Here is a 17,145-nt window from a genome sequence, read left to right as displayed (position 1 = left end):
GATGTCACCCATTCAAGCTGATGGCTTATAAGGTCAACACGCCTCGAATAGTGATAACCGCCGCGCCTGCCACTTTGATCACAGGCTTTGATTCATCCGGAATGACCGTGATACGAAGGATGCCAGGTCTGCCGATGGCATCCCCTTGGGCAATGTGCAGGAGAGTGGTTTCTTGCTGAGAAATGATACCTTCCAAATAAAGATAGCCAGCCAATGCTCCGTTTGCTGCCCCTGTCACCGGATCTTCGGGTATCCCAATCCCAGGTGCAAAATCCCTCGTGTAAAGATCAACCTCTTTTGTGGTGTGAAATGAATAAAGGTGAGTCGTCGTGATATTTTGTTCTTTATTCATTTTCCCTAAAGCGGCTAAGTTCGGTGCCGCTTGATCGATGTCTTGCTGGTGCTTCATTGGAACGAGTAGATGCCAGTTTCCGGTGTTTGCTAATTTGATAGGATACGATGGATCAATGCGGTCACAGCTGATACCAAGCATGTCACTAAGCTCTTCTAAATCGATTATAAAATCCCGCGTTTCCGGTGTCACCTGCGTCATTTCCACATCGATGACTTTGCCATTTTCTTCGTGCCATACAACAGGAACCTTGCCAATCTTCGTTTCTAACACGACCCCTGTTTTCTCTTTTGCCAGCCCAAGCTCCGTCGCCAAAAGCCAAGTCAATCCAACAGTCGCATGCCCGCAGAAATTAACCTCTTCCGTCGGTGTAAAGTATCTGACGCGATAATCGGCTTCCTTATCATGGGCAGGCAGCAAGAAGACGGATTCCGGTAAATTCAACTCCTTGGCAATGCTCTGCATCTCATCCTCCGTTAAAAGATCACCATCCAACACGACCCCAGCAGCATTTCCTCCAAATTTCTCAGTTGTAAACGCATCGACATGGTACACCCTAACATCTCTCATATAATGAATCCCCCTATACATTCTTGTTACGTTTATCATAAGTTTGATTAATGCATTCGTAAAATGAATCTTTTTGATACTTTAAATCGGAAGTGTTCATGTAAGAGAGTGAAATTTACAGTATTATTAAAATAGTAATTAGATAAGTCTTTGGTCACACTATTAACTCTTGTGCCTACTTTGGATGAAATGTATAATATTTGTATATTAAAACATTAATAGGAAAAGAGGATAACTTTATGAAAATAGTCCTGAAAATAGCAGCTTCTATTCTCTGTATGATGATGTTAACTTTCAATATACAGGAAAATGTGAGTGCCGCAGAGGGTGGAACGAAAACAACGATTGATCGTTATCAATATGGTGATAATTATCTAACAGGTAAAGCAGCGCCAAACGCAATCGTTGCATTCGTAGATTGGGGTGTTCCGAGTAACTGGAAATCTAAATATATGCACTACGCAAAAGCAGATAGTAACGGAAACTTTAAGTTGTTTTCTCAGAACTTTAGTTCAGGCCAAACGGTGGAGTTAGATACGTATGACCAAAATGGGACAAAGCTTTCTTCAAACAAAGTGTATGTTTTCAAGGAATCGTTTACCTCATTAGATCCGATATATGATACTTCTCACGAGCTAACTGGAAAAACAGTGAAGAACACAAAAATAGAGGTCATGAATGATGGCAAAGTGATTGCATCAGGCACATTCAATGATGACATTCATTTAAAGCTGCCTGCCCTATATGCAGGCACATTTCTAACAGTGAAAATGACGACTGGCAGCAATATCGACGTTTACAAAAAAATTGTTAATCCTAAGAAAATCTCACTTATTCCTACGACGAAATGGTCTAAATCAGTGAAAGGCCAAACGGGAATTCCTTATGCAAAGATCGTCTTTAAAAATCAAAAATCAAGTGACATCATTCAATCGATGACTGCAGATGGTGATGGCAAATTTGAATTGAGTGTGGACAAAAACACAATAAAAGCATTGGATCAAAGTAAATTTCAAGTGATGGAACCCTCTTTTGATAATGCTTTATATGAGACCACTTTCCGACTTAGATCAACAGCTCCGACTCTTGATCTATTTACTCAGCTTTCCACTTCAGTAGCTGGGACCGCAACTCCTAAAAGTATGATCAATATTTTAGATGGAGAGGGAAGAGTCATTGGGGAAGGTCAGACAAACCCTAATGGACACTATGATGTTCCTGTTTCAAAATTAATCGGTGGTGACTTAATCACAGTCAAGTCGTTCATGGCAGATAACCCGAATGAAACGGATCAATCTCAGGAAGATGTACAGAAAGTTTTTGTGGAAGAAATTGATGATTCAAGTGATACGATTAATGGTATCAGTACGTTTGGTGATCAAGCTGTTGTAGAGGTGCAAACTGATAACACAATAAGAGCTATGTCGAAACTCAGCTCAAGCATAACGAAAAAGAAATATGGGCCGTTTGCCATTACACCGGGGAAAAACTTCAAATTAAAAACAGGAAAATTAACAAAAGGATCTAAAGTGATCATCACGTTGCAAAGTGGGAAGAGAAAGGTTGCCCTGCCAGCTGTTACCGTTAAAAAAGTCATCACATCTCCACTTCTATCATCTCAAGTGAAGGTGACAAACAACAAAGGAAAAAACGATACGGTGACGATAAAAGGAATCAAAAAACAATCTGTCATTAAAATCTTTAAACAAGCTTCTGGTGGAAAAGCAATTGCTCAACAAACTGCATCTAGCTCGAACATGACGATTTCCTTGAAACAATTAGGCCATACAAATGGAACACTTTATATTAGTATGAAAGAGCCTGGTTTAAAAGAGGGCAATCGAGTACCAATCCGTTATCAGGGTGAAAAATCAGATGTTTTAAAAGCCAATCAAGTCAAAATCAATAATCTTAAAAATAAAAAAGACGTCATTACAGTGAGTAAGATCAAGAAAAAAGATGTCATCAAAGTTTACTCAACAAATGGAAAACTACTTGCCACATCAAAACCAGCGAACAGTTCATCTATCAAATTGTACGTTAAACAAGTAGGGGCTAAGAGCGGCAAAGTGTATGTGACGCGTAGCGGAGATAAGATGCTGGAAAGCGTAAAGCAAGCCATTTCTTTTAAAGGTGAACCCTCTGCTGCGCTAAAAAGCAATCAAATCAAAATCGTGAACAACAAGAAGAAAAAAGACGTTGTCACGATCAGTCAATTAGCGAAACAAGATGTTGTCAAAATCTATCATTCATCAGGGAAGCTGATTGGAAAATCAACGGCTTCTAAAGACAAGGCTGTGAAAGTCACTTTTAAACAACTAGGTGCCAAGGGTGGAAAGCTTTACTTCACCGTCACTGGGAAAGGCATGTCGGAAAGTAGTAAGACAGTAAAGAAGTTTCAGGCTGAAAAGTAGAGTGTTCAATCGCCATTCATTTAGGGTGGCGATTTTTAAATAGCTAAATAATTTCGATAGGAGCGTGTTTATTTGAAGAAAACAAAGTATATTATCCTAATATATGTAATTTTTTTGTGCGTGTGGTCAACTACAGCTCAGGCTCAATCAGGATATTTCAACACGTATACAACGTATTCTGCAATGTCTGGTTCTGGGTTTTACACTTCTATGCAAGGGATGGCTGTAGATCGTAATAATAATACGATTTATTCTGCAAAAATAAATACGTCAAATCATATGACGCAATTGTATTCGACAAAAATGAACAACTCGTCCAGCAAAAGAATGGTTAAGCTCCTTAAAAACTCTGACACTAACAGTACTATCAATGATTTAGGACATGCGAATGACCTAGCTGTGAAAGCTCAAAAAGGTGATGAACAAGTTAGCTTATATGTAGCGCCGATGACCGATGGTGTAAAGTATGTAAAAAAAATAGTGAAGTTAAGTGTGAACACGAAGAAAAATACGTACAAAGTGGCTAAATCCTATGTCCTGCAGTACCAAGGGGCGAATTTATCAATTAGCGGCATCACATATTCTGTTGGAACCGATAAGTTTATTGTAAGGTCTGGCAATCGCTTTTTTATTGGGAATTTCAATGACAAGAAAGGGCAGTTTGAATATGAGGCAACATTTGCATTAAATTATACAAAAGCTGTCGTAAACCAATCAGTGGTTGATGTGTCCAAATACATTCTTCAAGGAATCTCATTCTATCAAGGAACATTATATGTACCTTTATCTAAACCGGATACTAACGGAGGAGCTTCTAATGTGAGTGTTATTCTCACATATCCGCTAAATATTAATCAAATGATCAAAGAGCAAAAGGAGACACCTACAAAGGATTTTTCAAAAGAATTGTTTACGAGAAAAGATCTTTCATTCCGAATTACGAGCAGTGCATTTACTCTTTTTGAAATAGAAGCTGTCGATTTTGATGACGGAACATTATATTTTAATACGAATCGTGGAAAAAAAGGAACACAAGAAGATATGATAGCAACGTTTAATGACTATAACTATTACAAATAAAATGTCCACTTTAAAAGACCCCTCAGCTATGAGGGGTCTTTTCCAACCATCACCCATAATAATTATTCGCTTGAATAAAAAATTGGGATTGCATGTAGTTATATGTGATTTTCGAGAAATCGAAAGGCTGGCCGTTTGTGAGATGAAAGACGGTTTCGACGCGGAGAGCGGGATCGTCTTGTTTAAGGCCGAGGTGTTTTGCTTCGATTTCATTTAGTTTACCTACTTGCAAGTACATATCGGAAAAGCCGACTTTGAGCCCAAGGCCTTCGCTGATAAATTTAAAAACAGAATCGGCGGCAATTTCTGTGTTGAGATAGGGAATGATGGTTTTTCGGTAATAGGATTCTTCTAGACATAAGGTTTGTTCATTGATATAGCGGATGCGTTTGAGGTAAAAAACATCCTCATCTTCTTCAATATTCAAATTAAGCGCTGCTTCTTCAGGCGGTTTGAGGGTGTCTAGCATTAAAACCTCTGAAGTCAGTTGAAACTCCTCTAAATCTTTTTTAAACCCTTGGTTGGATAAAAGGCTAATGTAGCCCTTGCGCCTGTGTCTTCGAACAAAGATGCCGCTGCCCCTCACTTGATAGATAATTCCTTTTCTTTCGAGTAAGTCTAATGATTTAATAATGGTGCTTTTACTCACAGCAAATTGGCTCATGAGGGTTTCGAGTACAGGAAGCTTGTCCCCTTGCTGCAGCTCATGGGTGACAATATATTTTTCAATATCGCTCGCAATTTGTTGATACTTTAACATAGCTAATCCTCTTTGTTTTCACGATTTATTGTCTTTGATTATAGCACATACCGATTTTTATTTGATATGCTAAACGAAATTATATATGCATTGATAAATTGTACCGGTATAATTATAATGTATATATACTATTGGTGATAAAGGGGGGGTTTATATGTCAAAAGTGAGGGATTATCAAAAGCTCGCAGAAGACATCTTAGAGGCAGTTGGCGGAGAAGAAAATGTGGTGAGTGCCGCAAGATGCGCCACGCGGCTGCGTTTGGTGCTGAAGCGTTCTAATCCAAAGGCAAAAGAAGCAGTCAACGCCATGCCTGGCATCATTACAGTGGTGGAAAACGGTGGTCAGTTTCAGGTTGTGATCGGTCAGCATGTAGGTGAGGTATATGAGCATTTTTCCAACCTTGTTCAGCTCCAAACGTCGGATGATGACCAGCCGAATGAAAATAAAGGAACGATACTGAATCGGGTCATTGCGACCATGTCCGCTGTGTTTGCGCCATTTGTGTATATTTTAGCCGCAGCTGGTATTTTGCAAGGTGCACTTATCTTAATAAATTTGATATTTCCAAGCTTCTCGAAAACAGGCACTTATGAAGTGTTTAGCTTTATTTCTTGGGCACCGTTTACGTTCTTGCCCATTTTTATTGCGATAACTGCAGCCAAGCATTTCAAAACGAATATGTATATCGCGGTTGCTTGTACAGCAGCGCTTGTCAGTCCTTCTTGGACAGAGATTGCTGGACGTGTAGCATCAGGGGAAGGTGTGACCTTTTTAGGGATTGCATTATCTGAAACGGTTTATACATCATCCGTCTTGCCACCGCTTTTCTTAGTATGGATTCTTTCCTATGTTGAAAAATTCTTAAACAAACGAATTCATGAGGTCGTCAAACCGCTATTTGTCCCATTTTTATGTATGGTCGTCATGGTTCCGTTAACCATACTATTAATCGGTCCTCTTTCGACAGCAGGTGCAAATGGGATTGCAAACGGATACAATGTTTTAGCTGAAAATATACCAGCTCTGGCAGGGGCCATTATCGGCGGTTTCTGGCAAGTACTCGTGATTTTCGGTGTTCACTGGGGCATCACGCCAATGGTACTTGCGAACTTTGAACAATATGGACGTGACTCCTTTCAGGCATATCAAACCATCGCTGTTATCGCTCAAGTCGGTGCGGTGCTGGGAGTTATTCTAAAAGCAAGAAATCGGGAAACACGGAAAGTTGGGGTTTCAGCTGGAATTACAGGACTCTTCGGTATTACGGAGCCTGCGATTTATGGTGTCACCTTACGTTTTAAAAAGCCGTTTATTTTCGGGTGTATTTCTGGAGCGGTCGGTGCCGTTGTAGCCAGCTTCTTTACGCCTTATTACTTTGCATATGCAGGGCTGCCTGGCCCGCTGACCATTGTGAACGGAATCAGTGCAGATTATCCAACGTCTATCATTGGTATTTTGATTGGTGTGGCCATTGCGCTCATTTTACCAGTTGTGCTTATTCAAATGTTCGGATATGGAGAAGATACAGTAGAACAGTCAGCTGGTGAAACACCTGTTAAAGATCAAGACGGAGAAACGCCAAATACTTCTATGAACAATGAAGAAATGATCACGGCTCCACTTACAGGAAAAGTGCTTTCGTTATCTGAAGTGCCAGATGCCGTATTTAGCTCTGGGGCGATGGGGAAAGGTTTTGCCATTCATCCGACCGATAACAAACTGTTTGCACCGTTTTACGGCAGTGTCGTCATGCTTGCACCAACAAAACATGCGATTGGTCTGCGTTCTGAATTTGGTGTAGAGTTACTTGTTCATGTAGGAATTGATACGGTCTCTCTAGATGGATCGGCATTTACACTCAATATCAAAGAAGGCGACAAGGTGAAAAAGGGTGCCTTGTTGATGACATTTGATCAGGAAGCAATTGAAAGCAAAGGATTACAAACAATCACACCTGTTATCATTACCAATACCCAAGCATACGAAGATGTGATTGTAGAGAAACGTTCGACATGTCAGCCAACTGACGTGATGATGACAATTGTGAAATAGGAGGAATAGATAATGACTTTACCAAAAGATTTCTTATGGGGCGGGGCATTAGCCGCTCATCAATTCGAAGGTGGATGGAATGCAGCTGGCAAAGGGCCGAGTGTTGTAGATGTGATGACAGCAGGTGCTCATGGTGTACCAAGACAGATCACGGAAACGATAGAAGAAGGAACTTTTTATCCAAACCATGAAGCCATTGATTTCTACCATCGTTACAAAGAAGATATCGCCATGTTTGCTGAAATGGGATTAAAATGCTTGCGAACATCGATCGGCTGGAGCCGAATTTTCCCTAAAGGGGATGAAGAAGAGCCGAATGAAGCAGGCTTACAGTTTTATGATGATGTGTTTGATGAACTGATTAAACATGGAATCGAGCCTGTCATTACGTTGTCTCACTTTGAAATGCCCCTTCATTTAGCAAGAGGATACGGCGGATTCCGAAGCCGAAAAGTCGCTGAATACTTCGCGAAATTCGCAGAAGTGTGCTTCAATCGATACAAGGACAAAGTCACATACTGGATGACATTTAATGAAATCAATAACAAAATGGATGTCAACAACCCACTGTTCCTTTGGACAAATTCAGGGGTATCAGTCAAAGAAGGCGAAAATGCCAAAGAAGTCATGTATCAAGCAGGACACCATGAATTACTTGCAAGTGCATGGGCAGTAGCCAAAGGAAAAGAAATCAATCCTGCTTTTCAAATTGGTGCAATGGTTTCTCATGTGCCAATCTATCCATATTCCTCAAATCCAGAGGATGTCATGCTTGCTGAAGAATATATGAGACAACGCTATTTCTTTCCAGATGTACAAGTTCGGGGCTACTATCCAAGCTATGCACTGAAAGAATTCGAACGCGAAGGCTATCATATTCCGTTTGAAGAAGGTGATGAAGAAAGCTTAAGAAAAGGGAAAGTAGATTATCTTGGCTTTAGCTACTACATGTCGACAACGGTTAAAAGTGATGCGGTGTCTGATAACGACGGAGACATTGTCAACGGAGCCCTTCCGCATGGTGTAGATAATCCTTATATCAAATCAAGCGACTGGGGCTGGTCCATTGACCCGACAGGCTTAAGATATACGTTGAATCGTTTTTACGATCGCTATCAAATCCCGCTCTTCATTGTTGAAAATGGGTTTGGTGCCATTGATCAAGTGGAGGAAGACTGTTCCATTCATGATCCAGAACGAATTCAATATCTCGCTTCTCATATCGAAGCACTGAAAAAAGCCATCGAATACGACGGTGTTGACCTGATTGGCTACACACCTTGGGGCATCATTGATATCGTGTCATTCACAACAGGTGAAATGAAAAAACGCTACGGCATGATCTATGTTGACCGCGACAACGAAGGCAACAGTTCAATGAAGAGACTCAAAAAAGATTCGTTTACTTGGTACCAAAACGTCATTGCCACGAATGGTGAAGAAGTGTAATAAAGAAAATAATAGAAGCCCGGATGAGCGTGGTATATGCTTGTTCGGGTTTTTCATCGTTTATGTTTTAATAGAGACTGAATACAAAGAAAAAAGAGAGTAATAGTGACAAAATAGTTCATTGGATTGTGAAGGATATTCATGTTCAAGGATATTTGAAGAAGAATCCAAAGGATGAATATTACCATAACAACAGGAATAATTTTTTTATACATATGGATACTCCTTTTGAGAGTGGTTTGTTTTTAGTTAGCATTGTCTCATATCGCTGCAGAGGTTGAAAAGAGATAAAGATATGAATAGGTTTTATTACATGATTTGATGTAATGAATTTTCTAATGAAGTATGTATCGTAATGATAAGTACGAGATGGAAAGGGAAGATTAAGGTCGCTAATATGAATAACTCTAAAGCAAAAATGGACACCTTAAAAAGAAGAAGCAGAAGAAAGCACTTAATGAACGAATTAAGCTATATGACACTACCAGAAAACGCATTTTTAGATATCGAAGAAAATCAACTGTTTTGTCAAAAGGTTTTTACTTTCCTTCAATCAAGAGAAGATAAAATTCAAATACATGGAAACCACTACCGAGAGCGTCTCAATTCCCTCAAATTTAAGCAATTCACTATCATTACTTTTCACATTCATATAAAATAAGAGCAGTGAAAAATTGAAGAAATGCTTGATACATGAAGGGCATGTAAGCTGCGAGCTGCATGACATGATGAGATGTATGAACGTGAAGGCTGTAAAGCTGTTCTTCCTCACACATGAGATCTTATAAGCGGTCACTTCATTGCGATGGTGTTGAGGGGTGTGTCAGGATGAGGAATCCGTATGTGAGAACGGCTTCTAGTCTGTATATTAATTACTTTTTATTAGGTATGGTCAATATAATTTTGGCTTCCAATATGCCATTTTTAATCAAACAGTTAGATACCAATAGTGCAGGAATTAGTTATATGATTTCGGCGCTTGGCATTGGCAGGGTACTTACGTATGGTTTATCGGGCGTGCTGTCAGATCGTTTTGGGCGGAAGCCGGTCATTTTGGTTTCGGGTGTGCTGATGGCGGTGTTCCTGATCGGAATCCCATTGTCACCGAATTATCAAATTGCGTTTGCGTTTGCGATTTTGGCAGGAGTCGCGAATTCAGCGATGGATGCTGGGACGTATCCTGCATTAATGGAGGCTTTCCCGCAAAATTCGGGATCTGCGAATGTGATGGTGAAGGCCTTTATATCAATTGGGGCAACCATTTTGCCACTCGCGATTTTCTTTTTGGCAGAGCATGATTTGTTTTATGGAATGGCATTTTTTGTTCCTGCTCTGATCTACCTTGTGAATGTCTTGATGCTGTGGACCTTGCCATTTCCGAATCATCGCAAGGTAGAACAAGTCCAGGTAACGGACCATGACGGACTTCCGCGCTTCTCGACAGAGCCTACATTTTGGAGAGAAGGGATCGCACTCATTGTGATCAGCTTTACGTCAAATGGGCTATATGCTTTGCCGCAAATTTGGCTTCCTACGTACGGTGAGGCTATATTGGGGATGGCATCGGGCAGTGCTGTGAAACTGCTCAGTTACTATAGCATGGGCGGGCTGCTGTCTGTCGTGATGCTCGCATTTCTGTTGCGCCGTTTTGTCCGTCCAGTCACTGTGCTGCTGATCTATCCAATCATTACACTTGTTTCTATTTGTGTACTCTTGGTCGTGAAATCTCCAGTCATCGGAACCATCAATGCGTTTGTATTGGGATTTTCAACAGCAGGAGTCTTTCAGCTGACGTTAACTGTGATGGCTGAATTCTTCTGGAAAAACAAAGGGACGATGACAGGGATTATCTCCACGGCGGGCGGCGTGTCGGCTATCGTCATCCCGGTTGTAACAGGTTTAATTCAGAGTCACTCGTCCATTTTACAAATCTTTATGTTCGATGCAGTGGTGGCTGTTGCGGCCATTATCGGCGCATTGTATATCCTGTATCGATACCGCCAAATCATGGTGCATGATTAAAAAAAGACGACCTCCGTTCAGGGAAGTCGTCTTTCTTTTGTATTAGAATCGGTCATTTTCAAAAAGAATTTGTTTTACTTGATCAACTGGCATATCTTCACCAGTAAAGAGTTTGTAAGCAAGTGCACCTTGCCATAGCATCATTCCAAGACCATTAATGGTTTTGGCGCCAGCTTCCTGTGCTTGCGCAAGAAGCTTTGTTTTTTGCGGGTTGTATACGACATCTGTCACGATCAAATCTTCACGAAGTACATCAAGTGTATCATCGATAATGCTGAGTTGATCTAGTGGTTTCATGCCAAGGCTTGTCCCGTTTGCTAGAATCGCACTTTCAGCTACTTCACGACGGAACGCGTCTTTGTCTTCAAGTGGGAAAATGTTTGCTTTGACACCGAAGGATTTCATTTCGTTGTTGATATAATTTACATTTTCTTCTGCTTGAACAAAGTATTGGTCATTACGAGCAAAAATACTAATTTCACGAATGCCAGATTGTGCAAGCTGAATCGCAATTGGAGTCGCCGCACCGCCAGAGCCAACGAGAGTGACCTTTTTACCGGCTAATTCAACGCCGTGTTCAATCAAGTTTCTCACATATCCAAGACCGTCTGTGTTGTAACCGATGAGCTTACCATCCTTGTTGACAACGGTATTGCTTGCACGTGTGTATCTTGCAGAATCGTCTAGTTCGTCTAAGTAATCTAGTACTTTCATTTTGTTCGGCATAGAGACGTTAAATCCAGCTGCACCCATTGCTTTCATACCGTATACGGCTGCTTCTAGTTCATCGTTTCCTACTTCAAATGCGAGATAAGCATAGTTGATCCCTGTTAGTGTATAGCCAAGGTTATGCATCCGTGGTGAAAGGCTGTGCCCGATTGGTGTAGCAAGAAGACCGACTAATTTTGTTTTCCCATCAATATTTCGTTCATGTATGTTTGTCATGATTGACATCTCCTTAATTATCTAAATAATTTTTTCATGCGTCCAAGAACAAAGACCGCTAGCAATACGCTCATAACCGCAATGATCATATCGAAAAATAACGTCATTTTAATATCGTACGTGCTGACCAATCCGCTTGTAATGAGTGGCACGAGAATAAACGCGGAGCTTGCCGCAATGTTGACGTAGGATGAAGCCGTTGCTTTGTTTGTCGGGAATAGTTTCATCATGATACTCATCGCCAGCTGGAAGATTCCCGCTGTAAATAGCCCTAAGAAAAAGGTGCTGATAATGACAATGCTGTATGTTTCGATTTGGAAAAGTGAAAGCATTGCAAGGAACGCCCCAATTGGATAAATGATCGCTACCATAATCGGTGAAATGAATTTGTCTAAGACGATCGACAGCAAGAGAACAGATACCAGTGCACCGATACTAAAATAAGATAGAAGCTGTGTGGCTTGTTCTGTGCCAAGTCCGATTAATTTTAACCCGAGCTGTGGAAGCCATGTCTGCCATACGACAAACAATGCAGTTGACGTGAATCCCATGAGTACAACAGCTAAGCCTTCGCCAAGCATTTTTGGTTCTTCTTTCAGCTGCTCCTGTACTGGAAGAGCGTCTTGTGAAGAAACTTGCTTGTGGTTCGGGAAGGGCATAAAGATTAAGTAAATCCCAACAAGTAAATAAAGAATTCCTAGTCCAAAGAACGCCCAGCCCCAAAAGATGTCATGTGCCACTAGGAACGCCAAGATAAATGGAAGAACAGTCGCACCAATGGATACAGACGCCTTCACTAAAACAGAAGCCGAACTTGCTTTCTTCGGAAATGACTCTGTCAAAGCAGGATAGGTTCCTGAATCAAGCAGTGAATTTGCAATACCTGCTGAAATCGCAAGGATGAATGCCAGTGTATAACTCGTTGTCGTTGGAATACCGATTAAGAATAATAAGTAAAGAAAATTTCCTGTAATAATGACAGGCTTACGTCCCCAACTGTCGGCTAACCGGCCTGAGAAAAAGAGAGCAATGAGTTTACCAATTCCGATCGCCGATACAAGCAAGCTGATTTTCGGAATATCTACATGGTAACGTTCAGATAAGCTGTCCATGTTAGAAGCTACAATAATATTGATCATGCCAAGCATGAAGTAGTTTAAATACATTCCAAGTGATGATTTAATATAAGGATTTTTCATGTTCCCACTCCTATATTTGAAACCCCTTTAAGGTTAAATTCTTTGTATACCCTTTGATATTTCCTTACATGTACATAAGTCCATCACAACACCCCTTGTGTGATTGATGAGTAAAATAATGAATATTCATCTGTTCTTCAATTAAGTACATCGTTCTACCAAAATGCAAAAAATAATACCAGTCTTAATTAGAAAATGACACTTCATGATTTGATCAGAATCATAAAAAATCAATTTCTCCTGTTTTTCAATAGAAATAACGATAAGATGAAATAGGTATAACGATATACTAAAAGAAGCAACGAGATAAATATACTCCTGTGTTTTAAATGTGTCAAGTTTATGACTTTGTGTTTTAAAAAAAGAAAAATGAAACAAAGAAATCATTGACTTGATCAATAAAAAAAGAGAATTGCTGCATGCAATTCTCTTTTTCATCATGAGGGAGCGGTTTCTCTAATATGAAGTTGAGGCTTTAAGATCAATCTCTGCAGCTCTTCATCCTGTTCGTTCATTTTATGATATAAAAGGTTCGCTGCTTTTACCCCGATGGATCGGGGGAAGGAGGAAACAGTGGTGAGCGGCGGATGGTACATCTCCGCTTCAGGAACATTATCGAATCCAACCACATCGATATCTTCACCAGGCTTAATGTCCCGTGCTGACAGTTCTTGAATGACCCCAAATGCGACTAGATCGCTAAAACAAAAAATAGCAGTAGGAGGCTCAGGCTGATCAAGCACTTGGCCAAGTGCTTCTTTCCCGCCTTCACGAGTAGGTTCTATGTCAATAATAAGAGAATCATCAATCGTCAGATTTTCTTCGTCATGGGCTTTTTTGAAACCTTTCATCCGCTCAATCCAAGTCGATGAGGTCTTGATGCCGCCTAAGAAGGCGATACGCCGATGCCCCTTTTGAAGAAGATGATGAACCGCCATCCAAGCACCTTGTTCATAATCAACACCGACATAGTCACATTGCACATCTGATAATTCACGATTTGCCAGTACTTTTGGGGTGCGAATTTGATTTAATTGTTTGATCGTTCGTGCAGAGCTTTTTGAAGCTGGGTTTAAAATAATTCCGCCCACTCGGTGCTCTACCATTGTGGAAATGAGCCGCTCCTGTTTATCGACACTGTCAAAGGTCGTACCAAGTAAAACAGTATAGCCCAGTGATTCAAGTGTGGTTTGCACGCCAATTAAAAACTCAGAAATAAAGGTGTTAGAAATATCCGTGACAATCACGCCAACGATATTTGAGCTTTTTGACCGCATGTTGGCAGCAACGCGGTCGTATACGTATCCTAAGTCCTCCATGGATTGCAGTACTTTTTTTCGAGTGGCTTCAGAGATTCTAGGATTATTTCGAACAACAAGTGATGCCGTTGAAGTCGAAACACCGGCATGCTTGGCGACTTCCTGTAATGTGACACGCTGTTTGTTCATTTTTTTCATTTGTTTTCACCAACTTCCATGGATTACCTAACTTTGTTCTTGATCAAGAGGGATTTCTCCATCAAACGAGCCGAACATCTTTTGATTTATTATACATGAATCAAGGGGGATTGATGAAGTGAAGTTATATGGCTGCCACCGTCACTCATAAAAGATTTCCATTGACAGCTTTCTTTTAGAGGCGTAAAATATGAAATTATTCAGAAATAGCAACATTTTAAGTAAATAACGAAGGCTATGATTGCTGTGGGTCACACTATAGCAGGAGCAGCTTCTGGAGAGACCGCATGTATGTGCGGCGCCGAAGGGTTCACAATCTCAGGCAAAAGGACAGAAGAGTACGAAATATTGTATTTGTAATGCATGGATGAAGCCGTGTATTGCTTTTCTCTATTTTGCTATTCTTTTATGACCGTGAGATTGGAGCGCATCCAATCTCTTTTTTTATGGACTTTTTGAGAGTTCATTATTTCAGTATAAGATCGTGTCGTAGGAGGGCGTTAGCATTGGAACAACAAGAATTAAAACGAGATTTATCAAACCGCCATGTTCAGTTGATTGCAATTGGCGGAACCATTGGAACTGGGCTATTTTTAGGCTCTGGAAAGGCCATTCAGTTGGCAGGGCCATCGATCATTTTTGCTTATTTAATTGTCGGAATGGCGATCTTTTTTGTCATGAGGGCACTTGGTGAACTACTCTTATCGAAGACAGGCTATCAGTCATTAACCGATATTGCAGAGGATTACCTTGGTCCGTGGGCTTCCTTTGTGACAGGGTGGACGTATTGGTTTTGCTGGATTATGACCGCGATGGCGGATGTTATTGCGGTCGGAGTGTATGTGCAGTATTGGTTTGATATCCCGCAATGGATTCCTGCTATTATTTGTTTGTTGATTTTACTAGGGTTTAATTTATTAACGGTGAAGCTTTTCGGAGAAATGGAATTTTGGTTTGCACTCATTAAAGTGATTACGATTCTATTGCTGATCGGCGTTGGAATTGTCCTTTTAATCATTGGTTTCCAAACAGATGCAGGGCCGGTGACGGTAACGAATCTTTGGTCACACGGCGGACTATTCCCGCATGGTGTCACAGGCTTCTTACTGTCATTCCAAATGGTCATCTTTGCGTATGTGGGAGTGGAACTGGTCGGTGTGTCCGCAGCAGAAACAGCCAATCCGCAAAAAAACATCCCATCTGCGATTAATAAAATTCCATTAAGAATTCTCTTTTTCTATGTGGGCGCCATTTTTGTCTTACTGTGTATCAATCCATGGACTGAGCTCAGTGCATCAGAAAGTCCTTTTGTGAAAACCTTTGGGCTGATTGGAATTCCAGTAGCAGCGGGACTCATTAATTTTGTTGTCTTGACGTCTGCGGCTTCGGCTTGTAATAGCGGTATGTTCTCAACGAGCCGAATTTTGTATAATCTCAGTCATCAAAAACAGGGCCCATCTTCCTTTGGCCGCCTGAACAAGCACGCTGTTCCAAGTAATGCACTATTCGTTTCAACGATTGTAGTTTCGGTCGGTGCTCTTTTAAGCAAGCTGATTCCAGAACAAGCCTTTGGTATTGTCACAACCATCAGCGCCATTTGTTTCATTTGGGTATGGAGTATAATTCTAATTTGCCATTTGAAATATAAAAAAACAAAGCCTGAACTGCATGCAGCATCTACCTTTAAAGCACCGTTCACACCTTTTGTAAACATTTGTGTTCTTGTCCTTTTTGCTGCCATTCTTGTGATCATGCTGTTTGCGGATGCAACACGTCCGGCGCTCTTGTTAACACCGGTTTGGTTTGGTTTCTTATTATTGATTTATGCACGAAAGAAACGCCGTGCGTCATAATGGACAGAAAAAAGCACAGCCTTTGTATTAGGCTGTGCTTTTTGTTTATTTAACGATTTCTAATCCTGAACATATAATTTGCATTCAAAATAATTAAAACAAGTCCAATCACGATGATTGAAAAGAGCTGAGAGTGATTGGCTCCAAGGGAATACACGATCAGAATAAACATGGCACCGGTCAATAAGATGTTCATCATTTGATACGTGTGAAACAATCCGCCAAGCATCACATGCTTTTCACCTTCGTCGGAAATAGCAAGCAGTTTTTTACTATAATCTTTGTCAGAAGGGCTTGGGAGATTGCGATTAGGGTAGACAAGTTTTAGAACGGATATTGCTACGTAAGAACTGATAATGGTGACGATAAATATAGCAACATTGACGAGAATCAGCCAAATAGGCTGTTCGGTGACGATAGCCATACCGATGGCAATAATGGATAAAATGGTACTTACCGTATTGGCTAAAGTCGAATCAGTAAAGGTGCGATACTGTTTTACTTCGAGTTCATCCTCTTCATCTCCAGATACCGAAAGTGATACTCTTTTCTTCATACGTGAAATCCCTGAAAAACAATAAACAATTAATACAATCGTCAAGCCGCTGATGACAAGAGTCGCTTCAAATGCAACATCAAGAAGGGTCATCTCAAATTCAGCTGCAAGCAGACAGTAAGCACCGAGAAAGCCAAGGAGAGCACCTAAGAGCATTTTGTATACAGTTTTCATGATAGTTCATCCTCCTCGAATAGAAAAATACGTTCAATGGGTTCCTGAAAAATTCGTGAAAGCTTAACAGCGAGCAAGAGAGATGGCATTAGTTCATCTCGCTCCATTAAGCTGATGGTCTGACGAGAAACTTTTGCACGATTGGCAAGCTCAGTTTGGTTCAAACCATCACGCGCACGAAGCTCTTTTAATCGATTTTTCATTCTGTCACCTCAATTTGATCTGAATCTTTCTTTGATTGTAAAGCATATTATTCAATTT

At 40.6% G+C, this 17,145-nt stretch carries 15 protein-coding genes and 1 riboswitch; of the genes, 7 read left to right on the top strand and 8 right to left on the bottom strand.

Annotated features, from left to right (window positions below; all coding sequences use genetic code 11):
• Window positions 1–25: 25 nt before the first annotated feature.
• Window positions 26–922, bottom strand: coding sequence for a PhzF family phenazine biosynthesis protein (locus tag ACQYAC_RS12630; RefSeq protein ID WP_429943424.1), 897 nt, complete (start codon window positions 920–922; stop codon window positions 26–28).
• A 239-nt stretch (window positions 923–1,161) separates the two neighbouring features.
• Between ACQYAC_RS12630 and ACQYAC_RS12625 the strand changes: the two genes are divergently transcribed.
• Window positions 1,162–3,336, top strand: coding sequence for an Ig-like domain-containing protein (locus ACQYAC_RS12625; RefSeq protein WP_429943423.1), 2,175 nt, complete (start codon window positions 1,162–1,164; stop codon window positions 3,334–3,336).
• Window positions 3,337–3,408: 72 nt separating this feature from the next.
• Window positions 3,409–4,416, top strand: coding sequence for a hypothetical protein (locus ACQYAC_RS12620; RefSeq protein WP_429943422.1), 1,008 nt, complete (start codon window positions 3,409–3,411; stop codon window positions 4,414–4,416).
• A gap of 49 nt (window positions 4,417–4,465) precedes the next feature.
• On the opposite strand, the gene ACQYAC_RS12615 is transcribed toward ACQYAC_RS12620, so the two are convergent.
• Window positions 4,466–5,176, bottom strand: a complete 711-nt coding sequence (locus ACQYAC_RS12615; protein WP_429943421.1) for a GntR family transcriptional regulator — start codon at window positions 5,174–5,176, stop codon at window positions 4,466–4,468.
• Window positions 5,177–5,330: 154 nt separating this feature from the next.
• On the opposite strand from ACQYAC_RS12615, the gene ACQYAC_RS12610 reads away from it, so the two are divergent.
• Window positions 5,331–7,229, top strand: coding sequence for a beta-glucoside-specific PTS transporter subunit IIABC (locus ACQYAC_RS12610; RefSeq protein ID WP_429943420.1), 1,899 nt, complete (start codon window positions 5,331–5,333; stop codon window positions 7,227–7,229).
• A gap of 9 nt (window positions 7,230–7,238) precedes the next feature.
• Window positions 7,239–8,678 (top strand): 6-phospho-beta-glucosidase BglA, encoded by a 1,440-nt coding sequence (gene bglA, locus ACQYAC_RS12605; RefSeq protein ID WP_429943955.1) that lies wholly within the window; start codon window positions 7,239–7,241, stop codon window positions 8,676–8,678.
• Between the two features lie 53 nt (window positions 8,679–8,731).
• On the opposite strand, the gene ACQYAC_RS12600 is transcribed toward bglA, so the two are convergent.
• Window positions 8,732–8,893: a hypothetical protein gene (locus tag ACQYAC_RS12600; RefSeq protein ID WP_429943419.1), complete on the bottom strand. Its 162-nt coding sequence runs from the start codon at window positions 8,891–8,893 to the stop codon at window positions 8,732–8,734.
• Window positions 8,894–9,033: 140 nt separating this feature from the next.
• Here ACQYAC_RS12600 and ACQYAC_RS12595 point away from each other — a divergent pair, with 140 nt between their 5' ends.
• Both ACQYAC_RS12595 and ACQYAC_RS12590 read left to right on the top strand, forming a co-directional pair.
• Window positions 9,034–9,339, top strand: a complete 306-nt coding sequence (locus ACQYAC_RS12595; RefSeq protein WP_429943418.1) for a YxiF family protein — start codon at window positions 9,034–9,036, stop codon at window positions 9,337–9,339.
• A gap of 167 nt (window positions 9,340–9,506) precedes the next feature.
• Complete coding sequence (locus ACQYAC_RS12590; protein ID WP_058013248.1) at window positions 9,507–10,700, top strand: MFS transporter; 1,194 nt, start codon at window positions 9,507–9,509, stop codon at window positions 10,698–10,700.
• 42 nt (window positions 10,701–10,742) lie between these two features.
• On the opposite strand, the gene ACQYAC_RS12585 is transcribed toward ACQYAC_RS12590, so the two are convergent.
• From ACQYAC_RS12585 to ACQYAC_RS12575, 3 genes are all read right to left on the bottom strand, one after another.
• Window positions 10,743–11,645: a shikimate dehydrogenase gene (locus tag ACQYAC_RS12585; protein WP_058013249.1), complete on the bottom strand. Its 903-nt coding sequence runs from the start codon at window positions 11,643–11,645 to the stop codon at window positions 10,743–10,745.
• Window positions 11,646–11,662: 17 nt separating this feature from the next.
• Window positions 11,663–12,844 (bottom strand): MFS transporter, encoded by a 1,182-nt coding sequence (locus tag ACQYAC_RS12580; RefSeq protein WP_429943417.1) that lies wholly within the window; start codon window positions 12,842–12,844, stop codon window positions 11,663–11,665.
• 437 nt (window positions 12,845–13,281) lie between these two features.
• Window positions 13,282–14,301 carry a LacI family DNA-binding transcriptional regulator gene (locus tag ACQYAC_RS12575; RefSeq protein ID WP_429943416.1) on the bottom strand — a complete coding sequence of 340 codons (1,020 nt, stop codon included), beginning with the start codon at window positions 14,299–14,301 and terminating at the stop codon, window positions 13,282–13,284.
• Between the two features lie 264 nt (window positions 14,302–14,565).
• Window positions 14,566–14,645: riboswitch (glycine riboswitch) on the top strand.
• A gap of 162 nt (window positions 14,646–14,807) precedes the next feature.
• Between ACQYAC_RS12575 and ACQYAC_RS12570 the strand changes: the two genes are divergently transcribed.
• The gene (locus tag ACQYAC_RS12570; RefSeq protein ID WP_003214712.1) at window positions 14,808–16,154 is read left to right on the top strand and encodes an amino acid permease; all 1,347 of its coding nucleotides are present in this window, start codon (window positions 14,808–14,810) and stop codon (window positions 16,152–16,154) included.
• Window positions 16,155–16,203: 49 nt separating this feature from the next.
• On the opposite strand, the gene ACQYAC_RS12565 is transcribed toward ACQYAC_RS12570, so the two are convergent.
• Together ACQYAC_RS12565 and ACQYAC_RS12560 are read right to left on the bottom strand one after the other, a co-directional pair.
• Window positions 16,204–16,884, bottom strand: coding sequence for a DUF3169 family protein (locus ACQYAC_RS12565; protein WP_061410094.1), 681 nt, complete (start codon window positions 16,882–16,884; stop codon window positions 16,204–16,206).
• Window positions 16,881–17,087, bottom strand: coding sequence for a helix-turn-helix transcriptional regulator (locus ACQYAC_RS12560; RefSeq protein ID WP_012011842.1), 207 nt, complete (start codon window positions 17,085–17,087; stop codon window positions 16,881–16,883). The genes ACQYAC_RS12565 and ACQYAC_RS12560 overlap by 4 nt, the downstream gene beginning before the upstream one ends.
• Window positions 17,088–17,145: the final 58 nt, after the last annotated feature.

The organism is Bacillus sp. MM09(2025) (genome assembly GCF_050496725.1).
Lineage (GTDB): Bacteria > Bacillota > Bacilli > Bacillales > Bacillaceae > Bacillus > Bacillus pumilus.
The sequence above is the reverse complement of the archived record's forward strand: the minus strand, read 5'-3'. Positions and strand labels throughout refer to the sequence as shown.